The sequence below is a fragment of the Streptomyces sp. SirexAA-E genome (genome assembly GCF_000177195.2).
In the GTDB taxonomy this organism is placed as follows: domain Bacteria; phylum Actinomycetota; class Actinomycetes; order Streptomycetales; family Streptomycetaceae; genus Streptomyces; species Streptomyces flavovirens.
This window is the reverse complement of sequence record NC_015953.1, coordinates 6,156,611-6,181,830: the sequence shown is the minus strand read 5'-3', so window position 1 is coordinate 6,181,830 and position 25,220 is coordinate 6,156,611. Positions and strand designations below refer to the sequence as shown.

The window sequence follows — 25,220 nt, the reverse complement described above, 5'->3', positions numbered from 1 at the left end:
CGGTCCTACCGCGACTGCGCCCAGTCGTAGAGACGGTGGGCGCTGTCACCGAGGCGCGTGGCGTAGAGCGTGGGGGACTGCCCGCCCGCGAGTTCCTCGTCAGTGGTGGTGACGCCCACGACGGTGCCGGTGCCGGTGCGGGTGTCGAAGCGTGCCAGGTGAGGTCCACCGCTCGAACCGCTCGACATGTCGCAGGTCTCGCCCCACAGCAGGGGGGCCTCGGGCCCGGGACGGCTCGGACCCGCGCAGTGGATCATGCGGGATCCGACGTACGAGTCCCCGGAGCCGTTGAGTCCGGCCTTGGGGTACCCGAAGGTGTGGACGAACTCGCCCTCGACGGGCTGGTCGAACCCGATGCGCTGGCTGCCGGTGACGTCCCCGATCGGGCGGCCCCCGGCGGCGGGGTTCGCCACGAGGAGTCCCGTGTCGTAGCCGGCGACAGCGAGGTCCGACGACGCGGTGGTGTCCGGGTCGGCGTTCCAGCGGGAAGAGGTGGCCATGGTCCTGATGCTGAAGCCGCCGAGCGGTTTCGTTCCGTTGCGATAGCCGGGCACGAAGTAGAGGTTGTGGTTCCAGGTGTCGTCGTCGGAAGGCGCACCCACGCCTCTCAGGCAGTGTGCCGCCGTGATGACCGTACTGCGGTTGGCACTCGTGACGACCGTCGCGGTGCAACTGCCGTCGTAGCCGTCGGAGAAGGTGAAGAACAGGCGGCCGACGTTCTTCTGCACCGCTCCGCCGTGAGTCCACACGGACCCGGGGTCCGGGGTGTTCGCGGGAAGCGGCCGCGGGTCGTCCGGCGTGTTGTCGTCCTCGGGTACGGGGGTGATCTCGGGGATCATGGCGCCCGCCAGCTTCATCCGCTCGGGGCTCCAGTAGGCGTCGACCCGGGCGCGCTCCTGTGCGGTCCCGGCGCCGGCGTGGGTGGTGACGGTGTCCGGTCCTGCCGCGCCGGCGCCGCTGGACGACGGGGTGTGCGGTGCGGTGTCGGCGGCCGCGGCCGGCGTGACCAGCGCGACGACGGCCGCGGACACCGTCACGGTGGCCCCGATCGCGTGGCGGAGGGTCCTGCGGGTGCCCTGCTGACCGCGTGGGCGGTGAGTTGGTGTGCGCATGCGCCGGACAGTAGTCACGTGATGTCAGGAAGCGGTCAGAGAAGTATGCGGGCGGTGTCGGCACGGCGGGTCGAGGGGCGACGGGTCCTGCCGGACGGCGGGATGGTGACTTGCGGTCAGGCACAAGTGCGCCCCCGGGCGGGAACGGTCCTGCGAGGATCACTTTCCGTACGGACAGAGGGTGCACGTGACGTCCGGTACCACCCGCGGCGGGCGTACCCGGGCCCCTTCCGGGCCCGTCGGCCGTCCCGCCCCGGTCACCCCGCCAGCACGACCGTGCGCTGGGCCGAGAAGTCACCCCACGTGCCGTCCGGGAGCTTGGGCCGGATCTTCAGCGAGTAGCGGGTGCCCGGCGGGTCGCTCAGCGTCAGCTCGTAGGACGCGCGGCCGGCCGGCGGGGTGCCGCCCCAGACGATGGTGGTCGTCAACTTCCCGTTCAGGTAGAGCTGGTACGCGGGGATGGTACCGCCGGTGTCCGGCTGGTCCCAGGAGAGGTCGACCACGAACTCCTCGCCCTCGGCCCTCGTCTCGGTCTTCAGTCCGGTCGGCGCCGTGCTCGTGGGGGCGCCCGGGGCGGACGGGGTGGTGAGGTCGAGGGCGTCGCTGTCCGGGGACGAGTGGTCGGCGGCGTCCCGGGCGCGGACGGTGAAGGTGTAGACGGTGCCGGGGCGCAGTCCGGTCAGCCGGGCCGTGGTCCGGGTGCCGGGCACGCTGTGGATCCGGGAGTCCTCCTGGTAGATGTCGTACGAGGTCACGCCCACGTCGTCCGTGGAGCCGCCCCATGACAGGGAGACCGTGCGGCCGCTGTCGGCCGTGCCCCGCAGCTTCACCGGGCGGGTGGGCGGCTCGTTGTCGGCGGGTGCGGGCGCGGGGGTGGTGACGGAGACGGCGGTGCTCCGGGGAGAGAGGTTCCCGGCGGCGTCGCGGGCCCGGACGGTGAAGGTGTACGCGGTGGACGCGGTCAGCCCGTCGATGTCGGTCATCCGCTTGGTGGCCGGGACCGAGGCCGCCTTCTCGCCCTCGCGGTAGATCTCGTAACCGGTGATCGCCTTGTCGTCCGTGGCCTGCTCCCACATGACGTGGACGGAGGTGGCGCTGCTCGCCTGCACCGTCACGCCCGTGGGCACCGTCGGCTTCCGGTTGTCGGCGCCCGCGCCGCCGCCGCAGGCGGTGAGCGTGGTGAGGAGCAGGGCGGCGGAACAGGCCGACACGGCGTGTGCGTGGGGGCGTTGCATGGGGGGCGCCTTCCATCCGGACAGCAATGGTCCAGACCTATATGCCACGCGCGTACGCGCCCCGGCAAGGGGTGCGAGCCGGAACGGGCGCATTGTCCGGCGATGGGCGGCGGCCGAGCGGGGCGGACCCGCCCCCGCCGGACGGATCCGGCGGGGGCTTCCGGGCGCGGGAGGAGCGGCATCCGGCCGGGTGATTTGTCGGCTTTTCCAGCATGCGCAATCGGGGGTTGACCGCATCCGGGACTGCGCCTAAGTTTCTCGCCACCCGCAGGTATATCGATTAACCATCGTGCTGGACGACCTGGTTGGAGACCTTCCGCTGTGTCCTCGCCCCTGAGCAGGCCTGTGCCCTCTTCCCCGAGTCGGCGCGGTTTCATCGCCGCAGGTTCCGGCCTCGCCGCCGCCACCGCCCTGTCCGGCTGCTCCGCACTGGCCTCGGCCGATTCCGGCCCCGACACCCTGATCGTGCACACCCAGCTCGGCACCACGGCACCGGGCTCGGCCACCTACACCGCCGCGGTGAAGGCGTTCCACGAGGAGAACCCGGGGCTCCGGGTCAAGAACCTCGTCAACGGCGACGACCTCCCCCAGGTCTACGAGACCTCCCGACTGGCCCGCAAGGAGCCGGACGTGGTGATGGTCAACCTCTACGACAAGACACTGGCCTGGACGGAGGTCGGCGCCACCGTCGACGTGAAGGGCTACCTCGACGACTGGGGGCTGCGCGAACGCGTCCTGCCCGAGGCGCTCGACGAGTGGACCGACGGCAGGGGCCGGCTGCGCGCCTTCCCCTATTTCGCCACCAACTGGCCGGTCGCCTACAACACCGCCCTGCTCGACCGGGCGGGCGTCGGCTCGGTGCCCACCACCGGCGACCAGCTCATCGGCGCGGCCCGCAGGCTGCGGGCCAAGGGCATCCAGCCCGTGACCGTCGGCGGCAACGACTGGACCGGGCAGAAACTGCTCGCGCAGATCGTCCAGACGTTCCTGACCCGCGAGGAGGCCCGGCAGGTCTACACGGACGGTGACTTCAGCGGCAGCCGGGGCGCCCGCGAGGGCATCGACTACTTCGTCTCGCTCCGTGACGCCGGAGTCTTCGCCGACAAGGCGCAGGGGCTCACCTCCGACACGATGACCACGCAGTACAACACCCAGAAGGCGGCCGTCCAGTCCGCCATGTCGTCCGCGCTGGCGAAGGTTCCGGCGAAGACCGCCGCGCACACCACGGTGGGCGGCTGGCCGCTGGCGCCCGGAGCGGCCCACGACAGGCCGACGATCCTGCGCTCCTACACCCTGATCGGCTTCTGGATCAGCCCCAACGGCGTCAAGAAGCTGCCGACCGTCGAGAAGTTCCTGCGCTTCATGTACCGGCCCGACGTGGTGTCCCGCTTCGTCACGGAGAGCGGCCGGGACATGGCGCTGGTCACCGACACCGTCAGCGGCGACTTCCCGCTGGTGGCCGAGGCGCAGCGACTCGGCGACCGGGTCGGGCAGGCGCTCCTCCCCGACCTCTACGTCCCCCCGACGGCCACCCAGCCGCTGATCACGGCGACCAGCACCGCGTTCACCCGGGGAACCAGCGCGGCCACCGTGCGCTCAGCCCTCGAATCCGCCTACCGCACGGCCTGATCCGCGCGCCCGAGCCCTCTGCGAGTTCACATGACGATGCTCTCGTCCGCCCAGGACGGCGCCTCGGTCCGCCGACCGTCACCGCCCTCACCGCCACCCGTCGCGGGTCCCCGCCGCAAGCAGGGCGGGGTGATCCTCGCCGTCCCCGCCCTGGTCTGGTACCTCGTCTTCATGGTCGGCCCGCTGGTCGCCATCTTCGTCATCGCGGCGCTGCACTGGCCCGGGATGCTCCAGCCGATCTCGTACGCGGGCCTGGACAACGTCCGTGCCGTCGTCGACGACCCGGTCTTCTGGGAGTCGGTGCGCAACACCGCCGTCCAACTCGTCCTGGCCCTCCCGGTGATGATCGTCGGCGCCTACATGCTCGGGTACTACGTCGCGCAGAACCCGCCCGGCCATCGCGTCCTGCGGTACCTGCTGTTCATCCCCGGCCTGGTCTCCACCCCGGCCAAGGCGATGGTGTTCTACGCGGTGCTCTCGCCCGACGGCCTGGTCAACGGCGCCCTGGACACCGTGGGACTGAGCTCGCTGACCGACGCCTGGCTCGCCTCGCCGTCCACCGCGCTGCTCTGCCTGGTGCTGCTCGACGTGTGGAGCGGCATCGGCTTCACCGCGGTGCTGTTCGCCGCCCGGCTCGGCAGCGTCCCGGCCGAGGTCGGCGAGGCCGCGCAGCTGGACGGCGCCGGCCACTGGCGTGCCATGTGGCGCATCCACTTCCCGGTCATCCGCGACTTCGTCGGCGTGGTGACGATGCTTCAGTTCCTGTGGACGCTGTTCGGGTCGGCCCAGAACGTGCTGCTGCTCACCCAGGGCGGCCCCGGAAGTTCGTCGACGACGCTGTCCTTCCTGGTGTACCAGAAGGCGTTCATCGCGGCCGATCTCGGCTACAGCCAGACGGTGGGCGTCGTGCTGTTCCTGGTCGGGCTCGTCGGGCTGCTGACCATCCGTCGCGTCTTCCGCCAGAACTACTGATCGGAGCGGTTTCATGAAGTTCGGACGGTCCTGGCTGCCTGCGCACGTCTTCGCCTGGCTGTACGCGGTCCTGCTCGCCGCACCCCTGTACTACCTGCTGGTCTCGGCGTTCAAGTCCAACGACGAGATCTTCGGGAGCCCGTTCTCCCTGCCGACGTCGTTCTCGTTCGGCAACTTCGGTGAGGCGTTCGGCTCCGCCCATCTGGGGCAGGCCATGGTCAACTCGGGCCTCGTCACGGTGGTCGCGCTCGCCCTCACGCTGGCCCTCGCCATCCCGGCCGCCTTCGCGCTCGCCCGGGCGGAGGGGCGGGCCGGCGCCTGGGTGGAGCGGGTGTTCTCGCTGGGCTTCCTCGTGCCGACGTTCGCGGCGCTCTTCCCCACCTTCCTGCTGGCCGCGGCCACCGGGCTGTTCCACACCCGGGCCTTCATGGTGCTCTTCCTGCCGGCCACGGCGATGCCCCTGTCCGTCGTCATCCTCGTCCAGTTCATGCGGACGATCCCGCGGGAGATGGAGGAGGCCGCGCGGATGGACGGTGCCTCCACCTTCGCCGTCCTGCGGCACGTCTACACGCCCATGTGCCTGCCGGGCATCGCCACCATCCTGCTGCTGAACTTCCTGACCTTCTGGAACGAGTACCTGTACTCGCTCGTGATCATCGGGCCCGACCCCGAACAGCGCACCGTGCAGGTGGCACTGCCCACGCTCAAGGCCCTGACCGGCACCGACTACGGGATTCTGACCGCGGGTACCGTGCTGACACTGATTCCGGTCTGGGTGGTGTACACGGTGCTCCAGAAGCGCATGCAACAGGCTCTCGTCAACGGTGCGGTGAAGATGTGAACCCTCCGCAGCACACGTCGTCCCGGGACGCCGAGGCGTCCCCGCCCGCGGTGCCCGCCGCCCGGCGGCGCCGGCCCCCGGCTCCCGCGCCCCCGGACGGAGGAGCCCCGCGGCCCACGATCAAGGCCGTGGCCGCGGCGGCCGGGGTGTCCACGGCGGCGGTCTCGCAGGCCGTCAACGGCACCGGGCGCCTCGCGGAGGCCACCCGCCGCCGGGTGCTGGAGGCGGCCGCTGAGCTGGGCTGGTCGCCGAGCGCGTCGGCGACGGCGCTGCGGCGGGCGCGCACCCGCACGCTCGCGCTCGTCGTGCGCAGGCCGACGGACGTGCTCGGCACCGACCCGCACTTCGGTGAGCTGATCACGGGCCTGGAAGGCGAACTCGCGCCCCGGGGTTACGGACTGCTGCTCCACCTGGTGGCGGGCATGGACCAGGAGAGCGCCCTGTACGAACGGCTCACCGCCGAGGGCCGCATCGACGGCGCCGTACTGACCGAGGCGCGGGTGGACGACCCGCGTCCGGCCCAGCTGCGGGACCTCCAGCTGCCCGCCGTCCTGCTCGGCGCGCCTGATCCCGGGTCACCGGTGCCCGGGGTGGGGCTGCGCCGACAGGGCAACGGCGTCCGGGAGGCCGTGGACCACCTGATGGCCCTCGGCCACCGGCGGGTGGCGTACGTCGCGGGCCCCCGCGAGCTGGTGCACACCCGGCTGCGCCTCGCCGCGTTCGAGGAGGCGCTCGCCGACAGGGGGCTGCGGCCCGTGGCGGTACGGCACACCGAGTTCACCGAGGCGGCGGCCTTCGCCGTCACCGAGGAACTGCTCGCGCTGCCGGCCCGCCCCACGGCTCTGGTCTTCCCCAACGACTCCATGGCCGTGTGCGGCATCGGCGCTGCCCAGCGTGCCGGGCTGCGGGTGCCCGAGGAGCTGTCCGTGATCGGCTACGACAACCTGCCGCTCGGCCGGTGGCTGCACCCGAGGCTGACCACGGTCGACCAGCAGGTCCAGCGGGTCGGCGCGGCGGCCGCCCGGGTCCTGCTGCGGCAGTGCGGCGAGGACGTGCCGGCGCCGGTGCTCGACGAGGTCCCGCGCCTGGTGGTGCGGGAGTCGACCGGACCGGTACCGGGCGAGGAGTCGCGATGACCCCCTTCCCCCGCCTCCCGCGCGGGCCACCGTGCCCGGAGCGCCTGCCCGCGCACCGCCATGACGGCCACCGCCCCCGCACCCCGAAGAGGTCAGCGAAAGACCATGCGACGCCACAGCGCCCAGCTCACCCACGACCCGGCCGTACTCCCCTGGCTCGGAGCCAACTTCTGGTCCCGTACCGGTGGCCCGCTGATGTGGCGGTCCTACGACCCGAAGACCGTGCGCGAGGAACTGGCCGTCCTGCGGGACCACGGCCTGAACATGACCCGGTCGTTCTTCTACTGGCCGGACTTCCACCCGGAGCCCGACCGGATCGACGAGGAGCTCTGCGACCGCTTCCGCGACTTCCTGGACGCCCACACCGAGGCCGGGATGGGGACGGTCCCCACCTTCATCGTCGGCCACATGTCGGGCGAGAACTGGGACCCCGCCTGGCGCGGTGGCCGGGACCTCTACGAGGACGTGTGGCTCGTCGGCAGGCAGGCGTGGTTCGTCTCGCAGATGACCCGGCGCTTCAAGGACCACCCCGCCGTCACCGGCTGGCTGATCACCAACGAGATGCCGGGATACGGTCGCGTCTACCAGGTCGACCCGCCGTCCAGCGACGTGGTCACCGCCTGGGCCCAGTTCATGTGCGACGCGGTCCGGGCGGCGGGCGGTACCCAGCCGGTGTCGCTGGGTGACGGTGCCTGGGGCATCGAGGTGACGGGCCGGGACAACGGCTTCTCGCTGCGGGAGACGGCCGCGTACGTCGACTTCGTGGGCCCGCACGTCTACCGCTCCGACACGGACCGGGTCCGGCAGCACTACCGGGCGGCCTTCGAGTGCGAGCTCGCCGCCGTCGCCGGAAAGCCGGTCGTGCTGGAGGAGTTCGGGCTCTCCACCGACACCGTGTCCGCCGCCAACGCCGCCGTGTACTACCGCCAGACGCTGCACAACTCGCTGCTCGGCGGCGCCACCGGCTGGATGGCGTGGAACAACACGGACTACGACGACCTGTGGGACCGCTCCCCGTACGACCACCACCCCTTCGAGATGCACTTCGGGATCACCGACGGCACGGGACGCCCGAAGACCCCGCTGCTTGAACTGGACGCCTTCGCACGGGTGCTGGCAGAGGTCGACTTCGCCCGGTGCCGGCGCACCGACGCGGACGCGGCCCTGGTGGTGCCCGCCTTCCTGGAGCGGGGCTACCCCTACAGCCGCCCGGCCGACCGGCCGCTGATCTTCACCTCGCTGCACCAGGGCTACGTGGCGGCGCGCGCCGGCGACGTGCCGGTGGGCCTGGCCCGCGAGGCGGACGGGCTACCGCAGGACGTGTCGCTGTATCTGCTGCCCTCGACGCGGCAGTTGACCACCCGCACCCGCCGTGCGCTGGAGCGGCGGGCCGAGGAGGGCGCCACGGTCTACCTGTCCTTCTGCTCGGGCGAGTACCCGACGACCCGCGGCCCGTGGTTCCACGACCTGGACGGGCTGTTCGGGGTGGAGCACCAGCTGTCCTACGGGGTCGCCGAGCCCATCGAGGACGACGTCCTGGAGATGACGTTCACCGAGGACTTCGGCACCGTCGCGGCGGGCGAGACCCTGTCGTTCCCGGTCGCCGGCAACGAGGACAGCCGCGCCTGGCTGCCGGTCGTCCCGGCCGGCGCCCGGGTCGTCGCCACGGACGCGCACGGCCGTCCCGCGCTGCTGTGCTTCGAGCGGGGTGCGGGGCGCGCGGTGCTGGCCACCTACCCGCTGGAGCACATGGCCGCCCGTACCGCCCGGGTCAACCCGGAGCAGACACACCGGCTGTACGCGGCGCTGGCCGCGGTGGCCGGGGTGGCCCGGCCGGTGAGCGTGGACACCCCGCTGGTCGCCGCCGACACGCTGGTCCGTGAGGACGGGGCCCGCTTCGTGTGGCTGGTGAGCCAGAGCGACGAGGAGATCACGGTCCGGCCGTCGGCCGACGGGGAGCTGTACGAACCGGGCGGCGGCCGGCGGGTGGTGGACGTCGCGCTCGCCCCGTTCGGGGTGCGGGTGCTCGAACTGCGCTGATCCGCCCGCCCCTTCCCCGCTCCGGCCCGCCGCACGAGGAGAGCACACCGATGTCCGAGCCCCGCTTCCGCGACCCGGCCGAGCCCGTCGCCGCCCGGGTGCGCGACCTGCTGTCGCGCATGACGCTCACCGAGAAGGTGGGCCAGGTCAACCAGCGGATGTACGGCTGGCACGCCTACGAGCGGACCCCGACGGGCCACCGGCTGACGGACGCGTTCCGGGAGGAGGTCGCCGCGTTCGGCTCGATGGGCGCGCTGTACGGGCTCCAGCGCGCCGATCCCTGGTCCGGGGTGACGGCCGGCACGGGCATCGGCGAGGCGGACGGCGCCCGGGTGGCGGACAGCGTGCAGCGGCACGTCGTCGAGCACACCCGCCTCGGCATCCCCGTCCTGCTGGTGGAGGAGATGCCGCACGGGCTGCAGGCCCTGGACGGCACGCTCCTTCCGGTCAACCTGTCCGTCGGCGCCACCTGGGACCCCGGGCTGTACGAGGAGGCGGCGGCGCTCGCGGCGGCCCAGCTCCGGTCGCGCGGCGGCCATGTGGCCCTCGTCTCGGCCCTGGATCTGGTGCGGGACCCGCGCTGGGGCCGGGCGGAGGAGTGCTTCGGGGAGGACCCGTACCTCGCGGCGCGGTTCACCGAGGCGCTGGTACGCGGTGTGCAGGGGCCGCCGGGCGGCGCCATCGGCCCCGACCGGGCGGCCGTCGTCCTCAAGCACTTCGCCGGACAGGGCGCCACGGTCGGCGGGCGCAACAGCGCGGCCACCGAGCTGGGCGCCCGCGAGCTCCACGAGATCCACCTGGAAGCGGCCCTGGCGGGGGTGCGGGCCGGGGCCGCGGGTGTCATGGCGGCGTACAACGAGTTCGACGGTGTGCCGTGCGCCGCCGCCCGCCCGCTGCTGACCGGCGTCCTCCGGGAGAGCTGGGGGTTCGACGGGCTGGTGATGGCCGACGGCCTGGCGCTGGACCGTCTGGTGCGGCCGGCCGGCGACCCGGTGCGGGCCGGCGCGGCCGCCCTGCGTGCCGGATGTGACCTGAGTCTGTGGGACGACTGCTTCCCCCGGCTGGAGGAGGCGGTCCGGCGGGGGCTGGTCGAGGAGTCCACGCTCGACGTCGCGGTGGGGCGGGTGCTCGCCCTGAAGTTCCGGCTCGGCCTGTTCGAGCGGCCGTACACCGGACGGAGGACGCCCGCCGCCGGGCCGGTCGAGGTGAGCGAACGCCTCGCCCGCGCCTCGGTCACCCTGCTCCAGCACGACGGGGTGACCCTCCCGCTGTCCGGGAGGGTCCGTGCCCTCGCGGTCATCGGCCCGAACGCCGACTCGCTGCCCCAGCAGATCGGTGACTACACCGCACCGCAGCGTCCCGGTCACGGCGTCACCGTGCTGGAGGGCATCAGGTCGCGGGCGCCCGAGGGCACCGGGGTGGCGTACACGCGGGGCTGCGAGCTCACCGGCGGGGACCGGTCCGCCGTCCCGGCGGCGGTGGCGCTGGCCGCCGCGTCCGACACGGCGGTGCTGGTGCTCGGCGGGTCCAGCGCCCGGGGGTCCGCCACCGCGTTCGACGCCAACGGCGCGGCCGTCGTGGCCTCGGGGAACGCGCCCGGGATGACCTGCGGGGAGGGGGTGGACCTGGCGGACCTCGCCCTGCCCGAGGGGCAGCTCGCCCTGCTGGACGCCGTCGTGGCCACCGGCACCCCGGTGGTCGTGGTGCTGGTCCAGGGCCGCCCGCACGCCCTGGACGACCTCACCGGCCGGGCGGGCGCGGTCCTGAGCGCCTGGTACCCGGGGCCGTGGGGAGGGCGGGCGGTGGCTGACGTGCTGTTCGGTGCGGCCGAACCGCAGGGCAGGCTGCCGGTGTCGGTGCCCCGGTCGGCGGCGCAGCTCCCGGTCTTCTACAACGGCAAGGACCACGGTTACCGCGGCTACGTCGACCAGCCCGCCACCCCGCGACACGCGTTCGGCCACGGCCTGTCGTACACGACGGTGGAGTACGGCGAGCCCCGGCTGTCGCGTACGTCGGTGGCCGCGGAGGAGTTCACCGCCGGCGGCCCGGCCGGCGACGCGGAGCCGGTCCTGTGCACCGTCGAGGTCCGCAACACCGGTGCCCGGCCCGCCGTGGAGACCGTGCAGCTCTACGTACGGCGGCTGACCGGCGGCACCTCGTGGCCCCGGGTGCGCGAACTGCGCGGTTTCGTCCGCGTCGAGCTGGCTCCCGGGGAGCGGGCCGAGGCCGTCTTCCGGGTGGGGCACGGAACCCTGGCCTCGGTCACCCGGAGCCTGGAACGGGCCGTCGAGCCGGGGCGGTTCGCGATCGAGACGGGCCCGTCCTCGGACCGCACCCACGGAGCCGTGCTCGACGTGCCGGGGCCGCGGGACGACGGCTGGTCGCCCTGGTAGCGCCGGCCCGGTCCCCGGTGCGCGTCAGCTGGTGAAGAACTCCGTGATCCGCGTCGCGACCTGGTCCGGGTGCCGCTGGTGCGGGCGGTGGCCGCCGCCCAGGGTGACCAGTTGGCAGTCCGGGATCAGCGACGCCATGTCGGCCAGCCGTGCCTGCGGCATGGTGCTCTCCGGCCCCCCGGCCAGGATCATGGTGGGGGCGACGATCTGGCCCAGCTCCTCCTCCCACCGGGGGTCGGGCGCGTCGATCTGTGCCAGGACGGCGGGGACGGCGTTCTCGTCGTAGTCCACCGGCCCCTCGGGTACGAACACGGCCGGCCGCTCGGCCGGGAACGGCGGCGGGGTCTCCACGAGCACCAGCCGCTCGACCCGGTCCGGGTGCTCGCCGGCGAGCAGCGAGGCGACGGCCCCGCCCATCCCGTGGCCGACGACCCCGGCCCGGTCGATCTCGCAGGCGTCCAGGAACTCCAGGACGTCGTCGCGCATCTGCTCGAACCCGTACTCGTCCGGCCAGTCGCTCTCGCCGTGTCCGCGCAGGTCGACGGCGTACACCCGCCACTCCTCCCCCAGCAGGCTCCCGGCCGCCTCCCAGTCGGCCGACGAGCCGCCCAGGCCGTGCAGCAGGACGACGGGCGAGCCCATCGAGTCCCCCCAGGTCCGGTACGCCAGGCGCACATCGCCGACATCCACAACAGACTGATCTTCCATGGCCCGAACGCTACAGTCGTCCGGTGCCCGGCGGACGCACGCCCCTGACCTGGCAGGCTGGGCGGGTGAAGACCAAGCTCCTCGCCCTCGCCGCCGCCCTGGCCCTGACCGGCTGCTCCGGTCCGGGCCCAGACGCCCCGGAGAAGGGGCTCGCCGATCCCGCGAAGAAGGACATCGCCATGCGCCTGGTCTCCAGCGCGGAGAACTCCACCCTGGACTGGAAGGCGCAGTACGGCTACATCGAGGACATCGGCGACGGACGCGGCTACACCGCCGGCGTCATCGGCTTCTGCTCCGGGACCGGAGACATGCTGAAGGTCGTCGAGCGGTACACCGCCGCGCGCCCCGGCAACGCGCTGGAACGCTTCCTCCCGGCGTTGCGGGCGGTCGTGGGCGGCGACTCGCACGAGGGGCTCGGCGACGCCTTCACCGAGGCGTGGGCGCGGGTCGCGGACGACACGGCCTTCCGGCGGGCGCAGGACGCGGAACGGGACGAGACGTACTTCGACCCGGCGGTCGCCCGCGCCGAGGCGGACGGGCTCAGTGCCCTGGGCCAGTTCGTCTACTACGACGCGTTCGTGATGCACGGTTACGCCGACGCCAAGGGGACCGTCGGCTTCCGCACGATACGGGCCGAGGCCGTGGAGGCCGCCGACCCGCCGTCCCGGGGCGGTGACGAGGAGGCCTACCTCGACGCCTTCCTCGACGCCCGGGTGAGGGCCATCCGCCAGGAGCCCTCGCACAGCGACGCCAGCCGGGTGGAGACGGCCCAGCGGGTCTTCGTCCACGAGGGCAGGCTCCAGCTGGAGACGCCGCTGGTCTGGAAGGTGTACGGGGAGAGCTTCCGCATCGACGGGCCGTAGCCCGCGACGGGCGGCCGTAAAGAGCCGTCCGGTGGGCTCGCGGAGCGTCCGGGGCTAGGTACGCGTACGCCGGTGCACTCTGCCCTGACCTGCGCACTCACTCATCGGGGCCGGGGTCCGCCGAGCCGTGACCGGCCGCGTCCGAGGACCGTTCGCACGGCTGGAGGCACATCGACGCACCCAGGGCTCCTCCCGTGCCGCCTCTCCTGCGCACCGGAGTTATTCCAGCCCGTTCGTCCCGGAGTCTGTACCCGCGACCGTCCAGCTGATAGGAAAGCTTCCTAACAGAACAGCGACACGACGAACTCCCCTGGGAGGACAGGTGCTTCACCCCCACAACCGCACCGCACGTCGCACCACTCGGCTCACCCGCACCGGCGGTCTCGCCGCCGCGGCCCTCGGGCTCGCGCTCATGGCGCTCCCCGTCACCGCTCACGCCGGCGCCCCCACGCAGCCGGCCGCTCATCATCTGGAGGCCGCCGCGACCGGACTGGACGATCCCGCGAAGAAGGACATCGCCATGCAGTTGGTCTCCAGCGCGGAGAACTCCACGCTGGACTGGAAGGCGCAGTACGGCTACATCGAGGACATCGGCGACGGACGCGGCTACACCGCCGGCATCATCGGCTTCTGCTCCGGGACCGGAGACATGCTCGCCCTGGTCGAGCGCTACACGGACCGCTCACCGGGCAACGTACTGGCGTCGTACCTGCCCGCCCTGCGCGAGGTCGACGGGACCGACTCGCACGACGGGCTCGACCCCGGCTTCCCCCGGGACTGGGCCGAGGCCGCGAAGGACCCGGTGTTCCAGCAGGCGCAGAACGACGAGCGGGACCGGGTGTACTTCGACCCGGCGGTGCGCCAGGCCAAGGACGACGGGCTGGGGACGCTCGGCCAGTTCGCGTACTACGACGCCATCGTCATGCACGGAGGCGGCGGGGACAGCACGAGCTTCGGGTCCATCCGGCAGCGCGCGCTCGCGGAGGCGGAACCGCCCTCGCGGGGCGGTGACGAGGTCGCCTACCTCGACGCGTTCCTGGACGCGCGGGTCTGGGCGATGCGGCAGGAGGAGGCCCACTCGGACACCAGCCGGGTCGACACCGCGCAGCGCGTCTTCCTGCGCGACGGGAATCTGAACCTGGATCCGCCGCTGGACTGGCAGGTGTACGGCGACAGCTTCCACATCGGCTGAGCCGGCGGCGCGGTGCGTGTACGGAGTACGGCGAGTGCCTCCGTCCACGCACCGCCCTCACACCGGTCAGTGGGCGACGGGCAGCGTCATCGGGTCCCTGGGCTGCTCGTCCGTGGTCGGTTCCCCCTCCGTCCCGGCCTCGTCGTCCGGCTTGCGGCCCAGGTGGTTGAAGGCCAGGTTGAGCAGGATCGCCACCACGCACCCCGTGGAGATGCCCGAGTCCAGGACGACGAGCATGTCCTCGGGGAAGGCGTGGTAGAAGTCCGGGGCGGCGATCGGTATGAGGCCGACGCCGACGGCCGCCGCGACGATCAGGGCGTTCTCGCCCTTCTCCAGGGCGGCGGTGGCCAGGGTCTGGATGCCGCTCGCCGCGACCGAGCCGAACAGGACGATGCCCGCGCCACCGAGGACCGGCAGCGGGACGAGGGCGATGACCGACGCGGCGACGGGGACGAGACCGAGCACCACGAGGATGACGCCTCCGGCCGCGACGACGAACCGGCTGCGGACCTTGGTCATCGCGACCAGCCCGATGTTCTGGGCGAACGCGCTGCACATGAAGCCGTTGAACAGCGGGCTGAGAGCGCTGCCGAGGGTGTCGGCGCGCAGTCCGCCCTCGATGGTCCGTTCGTCCGCGGGCCGTCCGACGATCTTGCCGAGGGCCAGCATGTCCGCGGTGGACTCGGTCATGCAGACGAGCATCACGATGCACATCGAGACGATCGCGGCGATCTCGAACTGCGGGGCGCCGAAGTGGAACGGGGTCGGGAAGCCGACCAGGTCGGCGTCGCCGAGGGCCCCGAAGTCGGTGATGCCCACGGGTATCGCTATCAGGGTGCCGATGACCAGCCCCAGCAGGATGGCGATCTGCTGGAGGAAGCCGCGCAGCAGTTTGCGCAGGGCGAGCACGATCACGAGGGTGACGGCGGCCATCGCGATGTCGGTCGTCGAGCCGTGGTCGGCGGCGGTCGCGTCGCCGCCCTGGGCCCAGTTGAAGGCGACCGGCAGGAGCGAGACACCGATGAGGGTGATGACGGTGCCGGTCACGACGGGCGGGAAGAACCGTACGAGCTTGCAGAAGTACGGGGCGAGGAGGAAGCCGAGGACGCCGGCGACGATGATCGCGCCGAAGATGACGGCGATGCCGTCGTGCCCCCGGTCCTTGCCGATCGCGATCATCGGGGTGACCCCGGCGAAGGAGACGCCGTTGACGAAGGGCAGCCGGGCGCCGACGCGCCAGAAGCCGAGGGTCTGGAGCAGGGTGGCCAGGCCCGCGGTGAAAAGGCTCGCCCCCATCAGGAAGGCGGTCTCCTTGGCGGTCAGCCCCAGGGCGGGGCCCACGATCATCGGCGGTGCGACGACACCGGCGTACATGGCGGCCACGTGCTGCAGGCCGCTGGTGAACATCTTCAGGGGCGGAAGCGTCTCGTCGACCGGATGCCTGCGGCCGGCTCCCTCGGCCGGGTCCTGCTCTGCGCTGGTGTTCTGTTCTGCGCTGGTGTTCTGCTCTGCGCTGGTGTTCTGTTCTGCGCTGGTGTTCTGCTCTGCGACTGCGTCCTTGCGAAACCTGGGCGTAGCTGCCACGGCGGCTCCTCCGGTCGGGTACACGTCGGCGACGTGGGTGTCAGGGAGGTGGTGCGGGTGGGGCGTTGATGCAGGTCGTGCAGCTGGTGCGGGCAGCTTCGATCGCCGGTCCGCGGGGCGCGCCCCGTGCGGGTGCGCGCGCCGCGGACCGGTTGCCGTGGGCCCTGTCGGGTCCACGGAGGCCGGCCGAGGGCCGTCCCCCTCGGCCGGCCGGTCAGGGGGTTGTGCCGCCTGCGCGGCGGGCCGTCAGGCTCCGGCGGCGATCTGCGCCAGGCGCCTGGCCTCGTCGCGGGTCGCGCGGGCGACGGCGTCCTCGTCCACCGTGGTGAGGCGGTTGTCCTCGACGACGGTCCTGCCGTCGACGAGGGAGAGGGTGACGGGTGCCGCCGCTCCGAAGACGAGCGCGGTCACCGGGTCGGCGATGGAGGCGTGGGCCAGGGTGTCCAGCTTCCACAGGACGAGGTCGGCGAGCTTGCCGGCCTCCAGCGAGCCGATCTGGTCGGCGCGGCCGAGCACCTGGGCGCCGCCGTAGGTGCCCAGCCGCAGTGCCTGACGGGCGTTCAGGGCCTTCTCGCGGTGGGCGCCGAGGCGGTTGATCAGGAGTGCGTTGCGCAGTTCGGTGTGGAGTTCGCCGGACTCGTTGGACGCGGTGCCGTCGACGCCGAGGCCGACCGGGACTCCGGCGGCGAGCATGTCGGGGACGCGGGCGATTCCGGCGGCGAGGCGTGCGTTGGACGAGGGGCAGTGGGCGACGCCGGTGCCGGTGCGGGCGAAGGCGGCGATGTCGGAGTCGTTCATGTGGACGCAGTGCGCCATCCACACGTCGTCGCCGAGCCAGCCGGTCGTCTCGAAGTAGTCGGTGGGGCCCATCCCGAACAGTTCCTTGCAGAACTGCTCCTCCTCGACGGTCTCGGAGCCGTGGGTGTGCAGCCGTACGCCGCGCCGCCGGGCCAGTTCCGCGCCCTGCTTCAGGAGTTCGGTGGAGACGGAGAACGGTGAGCAGGGTGCCACCGCGATCTGCGTCATCGCGTCGAAGGAGGTGTCGTGGTGCGCGTCGATGGTGGCCTCGGTGGCGGCGAGCGCTCCCTCCAGGGATTCGACGGCGAAGTCCGGGGGCAGCCCGCCGTCCTTCTCGCTGCGGTCCATGGACCCCCGGGCGAGCGTGAAGCGTACGCCCATGTCACGGGCGGCGCCGATGATGGCGCCGGAGAGGTCTCCGGACCCCTGCGGGTAGACGTAGTGGTGGTCCATCGCGGTGGTGACCCCGCCGCGGGCCATCATGGCGAGCGATCCCTGGGCGGCGGCGCGGACCATCGGCTCGTCGACGCGGGCCCACGTCGGGTAGAGCGCGGTGAGCCAGTCGAAGAGGTTGTGGTCGGTCGCCAGGCCCCGGGTGATCCACTGGTAGAAGTGGTGGTGGGTGTTGACCAGGCCCGGGGTGGCGAGGTGTCCGGTGGCGTCGACGCGGCGTACGACACCGGTGAGCCCCTCCGGGGCCTTGCCGGCGCCGACGGATTCGATGCGGTTGTCCGCGACGACGATGTGGCCCGAGGCGTACTCGGTGTCGTGGGCGTCGACGGTGGCGATCGAACAGTTCTCGATGACGAGGCGCTGGGGGTCTGCCGAGGCTGCCATGGCGCTTCCTTCTTCTCTCGGTGGCGAGGGCACCCGTGCGTCCGGGGAGCACGGGAGGGCACGGCAGGACCCTAGGAGGATTTGAGTGCCACGGCGTTGCGGCCGTGGGTGCCGAGATGGTGGAAGAACAGGTTGAGCAGGACGGCGGCGAGTGCTCCGGCGCTGATCCCCGAGCCGAGCACGGTCTGTGCCCAGGACGGGAATCCGGCGTAGAAGCCGGGCGCGGCGAGCGGGACGATGCCCGCGCCGAGCGCCACGGCCACCAGGATGATGTTGGAGCTGTCGTCGAGGCCGGCCGCGGAGAGCGTCCGGATGCCGCTGACGGCGATCGAGCCGAACAGGACGATGCCGGCGCCGCCGAGGACGGGCATCGGGACGAGCGAGACGACCGCTCCGAGGACGGGGAAGGCCCCCAGGACCAGCAGGGCGCAGCCGGCCGTGGCGACGACGTAGCGGCTGCGGACCCGGGTCAGGGTGACGACGCCGACGTTCTGGGCGAAGGCACTGGTGGGGAAGCCGCCGAAGACCGGGCCGAGGAGGGTGGCGATGCCGTCGGTGCGCAGGCCCCGGGTGAGGGTGGGGCCGTCGGTGCGCCGGTCGCAGATCTCGCCGAGGGCGAGCATCCCGGCGGACGACTCGGTCATCAGCACCAGCATGACGATGCACAGGGAGAGGATCGCGGCGGGCCGGAACTCGGGCGCTCCGAAGGCGAAGGGGGCGGGCAGCGCGGCCAGCGGCGCGGAGCCGAGCCCGGAGAAGTCGGCGAGTCCGAACGGGATCGCGGCCAGGGTGCCGACGAACATGCCCGCCAGCAGGGCGACCTGTTTGACGAAGCCGCGTCCGAAGCGCTGGATCAGCAGGATCACGACGAGGGTGAAGGCGGCCAGCGCCAGGTACTTCATGGCGCCGAAGTCGGCGGCCGTCTCGTCGCCGCCCTGGGCCCAGCCCACGGGTACGGGCATCAGGGTGACCCCGATGAGGGTGATGACGACACCGGTGACGAGCGGCGGGAAGAAGCGGAGCAACCGGCCGAAGAAGGGGCCGACGGCCAGGCAGAACACTCCGGCGACGAGCACCGCCCCGTAGATGGCGGGGAGTTGGTGGCCGGGGGCGCTGGTCTCGGCGATGGCGAGCATCGGGGCGATCCCGGCGGAGGACGCGGCGTTGACGAACGGCAGCCGGTTGCCGGCGAAACGTCCGGCGCCGAGGGTCTGGAGCAGGGTCGCGCAGCCGGCGATCAGCAGGCCGGCGGCGATCAGCCGGGTCATGCCGGCCGCGTCGAGGCCCACGGCCTGTCCGATGATGAGCGGAGGGGTGACGACGCCCGCGTACATGGCGGCGATGTGCTGGAGCGCGGCGGGCAGGAGCCGCGCGGGAGGGAGTCTCTCGTCCACCGGGTGGACCGCTGTGCCGGCGGCGGACGGTGGTGCGGTGCATGGGCCTTGCGCCGGCCCCGTTGCAGGCTGTGCCATGGTGTGTCCTCCGGGATGGACCGGCCCCGCCCGGGCGTGGGCCGAGGGGAGCCGGTTCAGCGCCGCGTCAGAGGTTGGTCATGTCGACCGGGATCTTGGGCTCGACGCCGTCCCGGAGCACCGTCGCCTCGATGAGGCCGTACGGCCGGTCGGCGGCGAAGTAGACCTCGTTGTCGTTCTTGAGGCCGAAGGGCTCCAGGTCGACGAGGAAGTGGTGGTTGTTGGGCAGCGAGAAGCGGATCTCGTCGATCTCGCTCCGGCTGTTGATGATGCGCGAACCCATCTGGTAAAGGGTCTGCTGGAGCGAGAGGGAGTACGTCTCGGCGAACGCTTCGAGCATGTACTTGCGCGCCTGCCGGTAGGACTTCTCCCAGTTCGGCATGGGCTGTTCGTCGTCGGTCCAGTTGTAGCGCCACCTGGCGGAGACATCGGTCGCCAGGATGCGGTCGTACGCCTCCTTGAGGGTGGTGTACCTGTCCTTGACGTAGCCCCAGAACTCCGAGTTGGTGGAGTTGAGCACGGTGAGGTCCTTGAGGCCGGAGACGATCTCCCACTTCCGGCCGTCGTAGGTGATCTGGGCGGTGCGCAGCTCCTGGCCCTTGCGGACGAAGGAGTGCTGGACCTCATCGGCGCCGATGAAGCGGGAGTTGCCGTCGGAGGTGGCGATGCGCTCCCAGGCGTACTCCTCGATCCGGATCCGGGCCGTCCTGATCGGTTCCTGGGAGGTCACGAAGTGGCGGGCGAGGTGGATGCCGAACTGCTCGGCTGACTCGATGCCGTGTTCCTTGGCGAAGGCGAACACCGTGTTCTTGGTGGTGTCGGTCGGCAGGACGTTGGCGTTGGAACCGGAGTAGTGGACGTCGTCCATGTCGCCGGAGAGGGCGACCGAGACGTTGAGGTCCTTGATGTGGTGGGTGTCGCCGTCCCGCACGATCTTGACGACGCGGTTCTCTGCTTTGCCGTACTGGTTCTGGCCGAGAATCGTGGGCATCTGTAGCTAGCTCCCTCGGTAAACGGAGTAGCCGAACGGGTTGAGCAGCAGCGGTACGTGATAGTGCTCGCCGGGGGTGACGGCGAAAGCGATCGCCACCTCCGGGAAGAACGCGCCGCTGTCCCTTACGCGGGGGGCGTCCTGCTGCGCCTCGGCTTGCTTCTTGGCGGTGAAGTACGACTCGGTGTCGAACACGAGCCGTACGTGGGTGGTTCCTTCCGGCAGGGCCGGCAGGTCTGTGCAGCGCCCGTCCGCGTCGGTCGCGGACGCGCCGAGCGTCACGTACCGCTCGTCGCCGTCGCGGGCGGCCAGGGAGACGGTGACGGCCTCGGCGGGCCGGCCGATGCTGGTGTCCAGGACGTGGGTGGACACCGATGCGGTGGTGTCGGTGCTCAAGACCGTCACGCTCCTTGTTCTCTGTGGTGCCGTACGGGGCTTCAGGAGTCCTGTACGAGGCGGGTCAGCCGGACGCGGTTGATCTTGCCCAGTTCGGCGCGCACGATCTCGCGTTCCCGCTCGGGCGGGTTGGAGATCCGGGCCTTCAGCGCGTCGCGCATCTGCTCACCGGTGGCTCCGGTGGCGCAGATCAGAAAGACGTGTCCGAACCTCTCCTGGTAGGCCAGGTTCAGTGCGAGCATCTCGGCCCTCAGCTCGTCGGACGCGTCCGCCATCCCGCGCTGTTCGCGGGCCGACGTCGGGTCCCCCGGCTCGGGGCGACCGATCGGCGGGTGCCCGGCCATCGCCTCGGCCAGGTCCTTCTCGGAGAGTTCCGCCGTGGCGGCGTCGTTGGCCAGGAGGAGTGCCTCGGGGGTGGCGTAGGGCCGTCGGGAGAGGATGACGCTCCCCCAGTGTCCGCTCGCACAGACCTCGTGCAGCGCGGCGGCGGCCTCGGGTGCCGCCTGGGTGTTGAACCGGGCGAGGCCCGGTGTGGAGCTCGTCGTCACGGGAGCCTCCGTGGCCTTTTTTCGCTGTGCGTTGTCGGGCTGCGGATAGCTAACGCCCTTCGCAACACCACGTCAACAGTTTGTTGAAATTCCACGAACAGCCGATGCCGCCGCCCGGGGACCGGGTCGACGGCATCGAGGGGGACACGGCCGGACTACTCGCCCTTCGCGGCGTGTTCCCGGTTCAGGTAGTTGTACACGGTGAAGCGGCTGACGCCGAGGGCGCCGGCCACGGTCTCCACCCCGTGCCGTACGGAGAAGGCGCCGCGCGCCTCCAGCGTCCGCACGACACCCTGCTTGGTCTTGCGGTCCAGCTCGGCGAGCGGCATCCCGTGCCGCCGCTCCATCGCGGCCAGGATGTGGTCGAGCGAGTCGGAGAGCTGCGGAAGCCGTACGGCCAGCACCGCCTCCCCCTCCCAGGCGAGCACCACGTCGTCGGCCTGCGCCTGGTCGGGGCCGAGCAGTTCGGCACCCATGGCGTCGACGAGCGGCTTCACCGCGATCACGAGGGGATGGTCCACCGGTTCGGTCACGGGGTGTCCTCCCCGATCACGTTCAGCTGGAGCGAGACCCGGGTGGCCCCGGAGGCCAGGGCCTCGCGGAGCAGCGCGTCCACAGCGGCGAGCACCTGGTCGGCACCGCCCTCGGCCGTGTTGCCGAAGGGGCCCACGTCCACGGCGTCGAGGTCGGCCGCCTGCACGACCTCCCTGGCCACCACCGCGTGGGCGGGTGCCTCGTCGAGGTCGAAGGGCTCGGTGGTGAATTCCACCCTCAAACGCACGGTGCCTCCTCATGTCCCGCCGCGGTCGTCGGCTCGCCCGGCTCGATTCCCGACCCTACGCAACGCGGGAGGCCTCTTGACAGCCGCGCCGACCTCGTTGCAATCTTCCGTTGAGCAGAAACTAACTTCCGCAATACGGAAGGAGTGCAGTATGGGTTACGCGGACCAGCGCTTCGATGTGAACCTTTCGATCCTCTTCACGGAACTCCCGCTCCTGGAACGCCCCGCGGCCGCGGCCGCGGCCGGATTCTCGGCGGTCGAGCTGTGGTGGCCCTGGACCGAGACCCCCACGCCGCCGCAGGCGGAGCTCGACGCCCTGCGCAAGGCGCTCGACGACGCCGGCACCCAGCTGGTGGGGCTCAACTTCTACGCCGGCCGGCTGCCCGGGCCGGACCGCGGCGCCCTCTCGCTGCCGGGCGCGGAGTCGGACCGTTTCCGCGCCAACATCGAGGTGGCGACCGCCTTCGCCGCCGCCACCGGCTGCCGGGCGCTCAACGCGCTCTACGGCAACCGCGTGGACGGCGTCGACCCCGCCGTCCAGGACGAACTCGCCCTGGAGAACCTGGTGGCGGCCGCCCGCGCCGCTCACGACGTCGGGGCGGACCTCCTGATCGAGGCGCTCAACGGGCCGGAGTCGCCCCGCTATCCGCTGCTGAGCGCGCCGTCGGCGATCGAGGTCGTCGACCGGGTCGACGAAGCCACCGGACTGGGCAACGCCAAGTTCCTGCTGGACCTCTACCACCTGTCCATGAACGGCGAGGACGTCGGCCAGGTCATCAAGGCGTACGCCGCCAGGACCGGCCACGTCCAGATCGCCGACAACCCGGGGCGCGGCGCGCCGGGCACCGGCTCGCTCCCGCTGGAACGACTCCTCGACGAACTGGCCGACGCCGGTTACACGGGCCGGGTCGGCCTGGAGTACAAGCCGGGCGACCGGCCGAGCGCGGAGTCCTTCGACTGGCTCCCGGCCTGACCCCCGCCCCACACGTTTTCACCGGAAGGCACCCTCATGAGCAGCAACCTCCCCAAGGTCGCCTGGATCGGGCTCGGCATCATGGGATCCCCCATGGCGGAGAACCTGATCAAGGCCGGGTACGACGTCACCGGCCACACCCTGGAGCAGGCCAAGGTCGACCGGCTGGTCGCGGCGGGCGGCAAGGGTGCCGCCTCGGTCGCCGAGGCCGTACGCGACGCCGACGTCGTCGTCACCATGGTCCCGGCCTCCCCGCAGGTCGAGGCGATCGCCTACGGCCCGGACGGCATCCTGGAGAACGTCAGGAGCGGCGCCCTGCTGATCGACATGTCGTCGATCACCCCGCAGACCTCCGTGGACCTGGCCGCGGCCGCGAAGGACAAGGGCGTCCGCGTGCTGGACGCCCCCGTCTCGGGCGGTGAGGCCGGCGCGATCGAGGCCGTGCTCTCCATCATGGTCGGCGGCGAGCAGGCCGACTTCGACGCCGCCCGGCCGCTGCTGGAGGCGCTCGGCAGAACGATCGTGCTGTGCGGCCCGCACGGCTCCGGCCAGACGGTCAAGGCCGCCAACCAGCTGATCGTCGCCGTCAACATCCAGGCGTGCGCCGAGGCCGTGGTCTTCCTGGAGAAGTCCGGGGTCGACCTGGCCGCCGCGCTCGACGTGCTGAACGGCGGACTGGCCGGCTCGACGGTCCTGACCCGCAAGAAGGACAACTTCCTGAAGCGGGACTTCGCCCCCGGCTTCCGGATCGACCTGCACCACAAGGACATGGGGATCGTCACGGACGCCGCCCGCACCGTCGGTGCCGCACTGCCCGTAGGGGCGGTGGTGGCCCAGCTGGTCGCCTCGCTGCGCACCCAGGGCGACGGGGGCCTGGACCACTCGGCGCTGCTGCGCTCGGTCGAGCGCCTCTCCGGTTCCCAGGTCTGACACCTCGCCCCGACAGCGGGGCCCCCGAACTCCGGGCCGTGGCGGCGCTGACACCTGTCCTGTCGCGCCCAGGCGCCGCCGCGGTCCGGAACCACATACTCCGAATTCAACAAACTGTTGACGTGCGGTTCGTGCCGAACCTACGCTCCTCAGGCCGTCAGCAGCCCCGTACGGAAGGTCTTCATGTCCCAGCGTGTGCTCACCACCGAGTCAGGCGCTCCGGTCGCCGACAACCAGAACTCCGCCACGGCCGGTGCCGGCGGGCCGCTCCTGATCCAGGACCAGCACCTGCTGGAGAAGCTGGCCCGCTTCAACCGTGAGCGCATCCCGGAGCGCGTCGTGCACGCCCGCGGTTCCGGCGCGTACGGCTACTTCGAGGTGACGGACGACGTCACCGGCTGGACCCGCGCGGACTTCATGTCCGAGGTCGGCCGGCGCACCGAGACGTTCGTCCGCTTCTCGACGGTCGCCGACTCCCTCGGTGGCGCCGACGCCGTACGCGACCCGCGCGGTTTCGCCGTCAAGTTCTACACGGACGAGGGCAATTACGACCTGGTCGGCAACAACACCCCGGTCTTCTTCGTCAAGGACCCGGTGAAGTTCCCCGACTTCATCCACTCGCAGAAGCGCGACCCCTTCACGGGCCGTCAGGAGCCGGACAACGTCTGGGACTTCTGGGCGCACTCCCCCGAGGCCACCCACCAGGTCACCTGGTTGATGGGCGACCGGGGCATCCCGGCCTCCTACCGCCACATGAACGGCTACAGCTCGCACACCTACCAGTGGACGAACGCCGAGGGCGAGGCCTTCTTCGTCAAGTACCACTTCAAGACCAACCAGGGCGTGCGCTCCCTGGACGCCGGCCGGGCCGCCGAGCTCGTCGGCCAGGACGCCGCCTCGCACCAGACGGACCTGCTCCAGGCCATCGAGCGCGGGGTGAACCCGTCCTGGACCCTGCACGTCCAGGTCATGCCGGCCGCCGAGGCCGCGGAGTACCGCTTCAACCCGTTCGACGTCACCAAGGTGTGGCCGCACGCGGACCATCCGCTGCACCGGGTCGGGCGCCTGGTCCTGGACCGCAACCCGGACAATGTCTTCGCCGAGGTCGAGCAGGCGGCGTTCTCGCCGAACAACTTCGTGCCCGGCATCGGCCCGTCCCCGGACAAGATGCTCCAGGGCCGGCTGTTCGCGTACGCCGACGCGCAGCGCTACCGGCTGGGCATCAACCACACCCAGCTCCCGGTCAACGCGCCGAAGGCGCCCGTCGTCGACAACTACGGGCGCGACGGCCTGCACGCCACCCGGTACGGCGCGCGCCACGACAGGAACTACGAGCCCAACTCGTACGCCGGTCCCGCCCAGACCGGTGACCCGCTCGCCGCCCCGCTCGCCGTGCACGGCTGGACGGGCACGCACGAGGCGCCCGCGCACACGAAGGACGACGACTTCTTCCAGGCGGGCGAGCTCTACCGGCTGATGTCGGCCGACGAGAGGGACCGCCTGATCGCCAACATCGCCTCAGGCCTCTCGCAGGTCACCCGCGACGACGTGATCGGGAAGAACCTCGCCCACTTCCACGCCGCCGACCCCGAGTACGGCAAGCGCGTGGCGGAGGCCGTCCGCGCCCTGCGCGAGGACTGAGCCGCCGCCCCCAGACCCTGCCGGTGCCGCGCACCCTGATGAGGGGTGCCGCGCGGCACCGGCAGGACGGGACCGCGGCGGCGGACGACGCCAGTGCGGTGGCGAAGGGCCCGGCGGTCCGGTTCCAGACCTGAGGGAACCGGGCCGC

The 25,220-nt window shown here is 71.8% G+C and carries 22 protein-coding genes; 11 read left to right on the top strand and 11 right to left on the bottom strand.

Going from position 1 to position 25,220, the window contains the following annotated elements:
* Positions 1-5: 5 nt before the first annotated feature.
* Together SACTE_RS27170 and SACTE_RS27165 are read right to left on the bottom strand one after the other, a co-directional pair.
* Positions 6-1,112, bottom strand: coding sequence for a hypothetical protein (locus tag SACTE_RS27170; RefSeq protein ID WP_014049226.1), 1,107 nt, complete (start codon positions 1,110-1,112; stop codon positions 6-8).
* 257 nt (positions 1,113-1,369) lie between these two features.
* Positions 1,370-2,347 (bottom strand): fibronectin type III domain-containing protein, encoded by a 978-nt coding sequence (locus SACTE_RS27165; protein ID WP_014049225.1) that lies wholly within the window; start codon positions 2,345-2,347, stop codon positions 1,370-1,372.
* Positions 2,348-2,692: 345 nt separating this feature from the next.
* On the opposite strand from SACTE_RS27165, the gene SACTE_RS27160 reads away from it, so the two are divergent.
* From SACTE_RS27160 to SACTE_RS27135, 6 genes are all read left to right on the top strand, one after another.
* Positions 2,693-3,976 (top strand): ABC transporter substrate-binding protein, encoded by a 1,284-nt coding sequence (locus SACTE_RS27160; RefSeq protein WP_019993094.1) that lies wholly within the window; start codon positions 2,693-2,695, stop codon positions 3,974-3,976.
* Between the two features lie 30 nt (positions 3,977-4,006).
* Complete coding sequence (locus SACTE_RS27155; RefSeq protein ID WP_014049223.1) at positions 4,007-4,948, top strand: sugar ABC transporter permease; 942 nt, start codon at positions 4,007-4,009, stop codon at positions 4,946-4,948.
* A gap of 13 nt (positions 4,949-4,961) precedes the next feature.
* The gene (locus SACTE_RS27150; protein WP_014049222.1) at positions 4,962-5,789 is read left to right on the top strand and encodes a carbohydrate ABC transporter permease; all 828 of its coding nucleotides are present in this window, start codon (positions 4,962-4,964) and stop codon (positions 5,787-5,789) included.
* Between the two features lie 128 nt (positions 5,790-5,917).
* The gene (locus SACTE_RS27145; RefSeq protein ID WP_026359086.1) at positions 5,918-6,925 is read left to right on the top strand and encodes a LacI family DNA-binding transcriptional regulator; all 1,008 of its coding nucleotides are present in this window, start codon (positions 5,918-5,920) and stop codon (positions 6,923-6,925) included.
* 105 nt (positions 6,926-7,030) lie between these two features.
* Positions 7,031-8,965, top strand: a complete 1,935-nt coding sequence (locus tag SACTE_RS27140) for a cellulase family glycosylhydrolase (protein WP_014049220.1) — start codon at positions 7,031-7,033, stop codon at positions 8,963-8,965.
* Positions 8,966-9,015: 50 nt separating this feature from the next.
* Positions 9,016-11,358: a glycoside hydrolase family 3 N-terminal domain-containing protein gene (locus tag SACTE_RS27135; RefSeq protein ID WP_014049219.1), complete on the top strand. Its 2,343-nt coding sequence runs from the start codon at positions 9,016-9,018 to the stop codon at positions 11,356-11,358.
* 24 nt (positions 11,359-11,382) lie between these two features.
* Here the strand turns inward: SACTE_RS27135 and SACTE_RS27130 are convergent, their stop codons facing one another.
* A complete protein-coding gene (locus SACTE_RS27130; protein ID WP_014049218.1) occupies positions 11,383-12,066 on the bottom strand; it encodes an alpha/beta hydrolase in 684 nt (227 codons plus the stop codon).
* A gap of 65 nt (positions 12,067-12,131) precedes the next feature.
* Here SACTE_RS27130 and SACTE_RS27125 point away from each other — a divergent pair, with 65 nt between their 5' ends.
* A complete protein-coding gene (locus SACTE_RS27125) occupies positions 12,132-12,929 on the top strand; it encodes a chitosanase (RefSeq protein ID WP_014049217.1) in 798 nt (265 codons plus the stop codon).
* Between the two features lie 322 nt (positions 12,930-13,251).
* Positions 13,252-14,121 carry a chitosanase gene (locus SACTE_RS27120; protein ID WP_014049216.1) on the top strand — a complete coding sequence of 290 codons (870 nt, stop codon included), beginning with the start codon at positions 13,252-13,254 and terminating at the stop codon, positions 14,119-14,121.
* A 66-nt stretch (positions 14,122-14,187) separates the two neighbouring features.
* On the opposite strand, the gene SACTE_RS27115 is transcribed toward SACTE_RS27120, so the two are convergent.
* From SACTE_RS27115 to SACTE_RS27080, 8 genes are all read right to left on the bottom strand, one after another.
* The gene (locus SACTE_RS27115) at positions 14,188-15,705 is read right to left on the bottom strand and encodes a nucleobase:cation symporter-2 family protein (RefSeq protein ID WP_014049215.1); all 1,518 of its coding nucleotides are present in this window, start codon (positions 15,703-15,705) and stop codon (positions 14,188-14,190) included.
* Positions 15,706-15,951: 246 nt separating this feature from the next.
* Complete coding sequence (locus SACTE_RS27110; RefSeq protein ID WP_014049214.1) at positions 15,952-17,340, bottom strand: 8-oxoguanine deaminase; 1,389 nt, start codon at positions 17,338-17,340, stop codon at positions 15,952-15,954.
* A 71-nt stretch (positions 17,341-17,411) separates the two neighbouring features.
* Positions 17,412-18,812, bottom strand: coding sequence for a nucleobase:cation symporter-2 family protein (locus SACTE_RS27105; RefSeq protein WP_014049213.1), 1,401 nt, complete (start codon positions 18,810-18,812; stop codon positions 17,412-17,414).
* A 67-nt stretch (positions 18,813-18,879) separates the two neighbouring features.
* Positions 18,880-19,803 carry a factor-independent urate hydroxylase gene (gene pucL, locus SACTE_RS27100; protein ID WP_014049212.1) on the bottom strand — a complete coding sequence of 308 codons (924 nt, stop codon included), beginning with the start codon at positions 19,801-19,803 and terminating at the stop codon, positions 18,880-18,882.
* A 6-nt stretch (positions 19,804-19,809) separates the two neighbouring features.
* Positions 19,810-20,199, bottom strand: a complete 390-nt coding sequence (gene uraH / locus SACTE_RS27095; protein ID WP_014049211.1) for a hydroxyisourate hydrolase — start codon at positions 20,197-20,199, stop codon at positions 19,810-19,812.
* Positions 20,200-20,240: 41 nt separating this feature from the next.
* A complete protein-coding gene (gene uraD, locus SACTE_RS27090) occupies positions 20,241-20,747 on the bottom strand; it encodes a 2-oxo-4-hydroxy-4-carboxy-5-ureidoimidazoline decarboxylase (RefSeq protein ID WP_014049210.1) in 507 nt (168 codons plus the stop codon).
* A gap of 155 nt (positions 20,748-20,902) precedes the next feature.
* Positions 20,903-21,280: a helix-turn-helix domain-containing protein gene (locus SACTE_RS27085; RefSeq protein WP_014049209.1), complete on the bottom strand. Its 378-nt coding sequence runs from the start codon at positions 21,278-21,280 to the stop codon at positions 20,903-20,905.
* Positions 21,277-21,528 (bottom strand): hypothetical protein, encoded by a 252-nt coding sequence (locus SACTE_RS27080; RefSeq protein ID WP_014049208.1) that lies wholly within the window; start codon positions 21,526-21,528, stop codon positions 21,277-21,279. Before SACTE_RS27080 ends, SACTE_RS27085 begins: the two co-directional genes overlap by 4 nt.
* 151 nt (positions 21,529-21,679) lie before the next feature.
* On the opposite strand from SACTE_RS27080, the gene SACTE_RS27075 reads away from it, so the two are divergent.
* The 3 genes from SACTE_RS27075 (at position 21,680) to SACTE_RS27065 (ending at position 25,072) form a co-directional block, all read left to right on the top strand.
* A complete protein-coding gene (locus SACTE_RS27075) occupies positions 21,680-22,501 on the top strand; it encodes a TIM barrel protein (RefSeq protein WP_014049207.1) in 822 nt (273 codons plus the stop codon).
* A gap of 36 nt (positions 22,502-22,537) precedes the next feature.
* On the top strand, positions 22,538-23,431 hold the full coding sequence (locus SACTE_RS27070) for a 2-hydroxy-3-oxopropionate reductase (protein WP_014049206.1): 894 nt from the start codon (positions 22,538-22,540) through the stop codon (positions 23,429-23,431).
* A gap of 183 nt (positions 23,432-23,614) precedes the next feature.
* Entirely contained in the window at positions 23,615-25,072 is a 1,458-nt protein-coding gene (locus tag SACTE_RS27065; RefSeq protein WP_014049205.1) for a catalase, read from the top strand.
* The last annotated feature ends 148 nt before the right edge of the window (positions 25,073-25,220 follow it).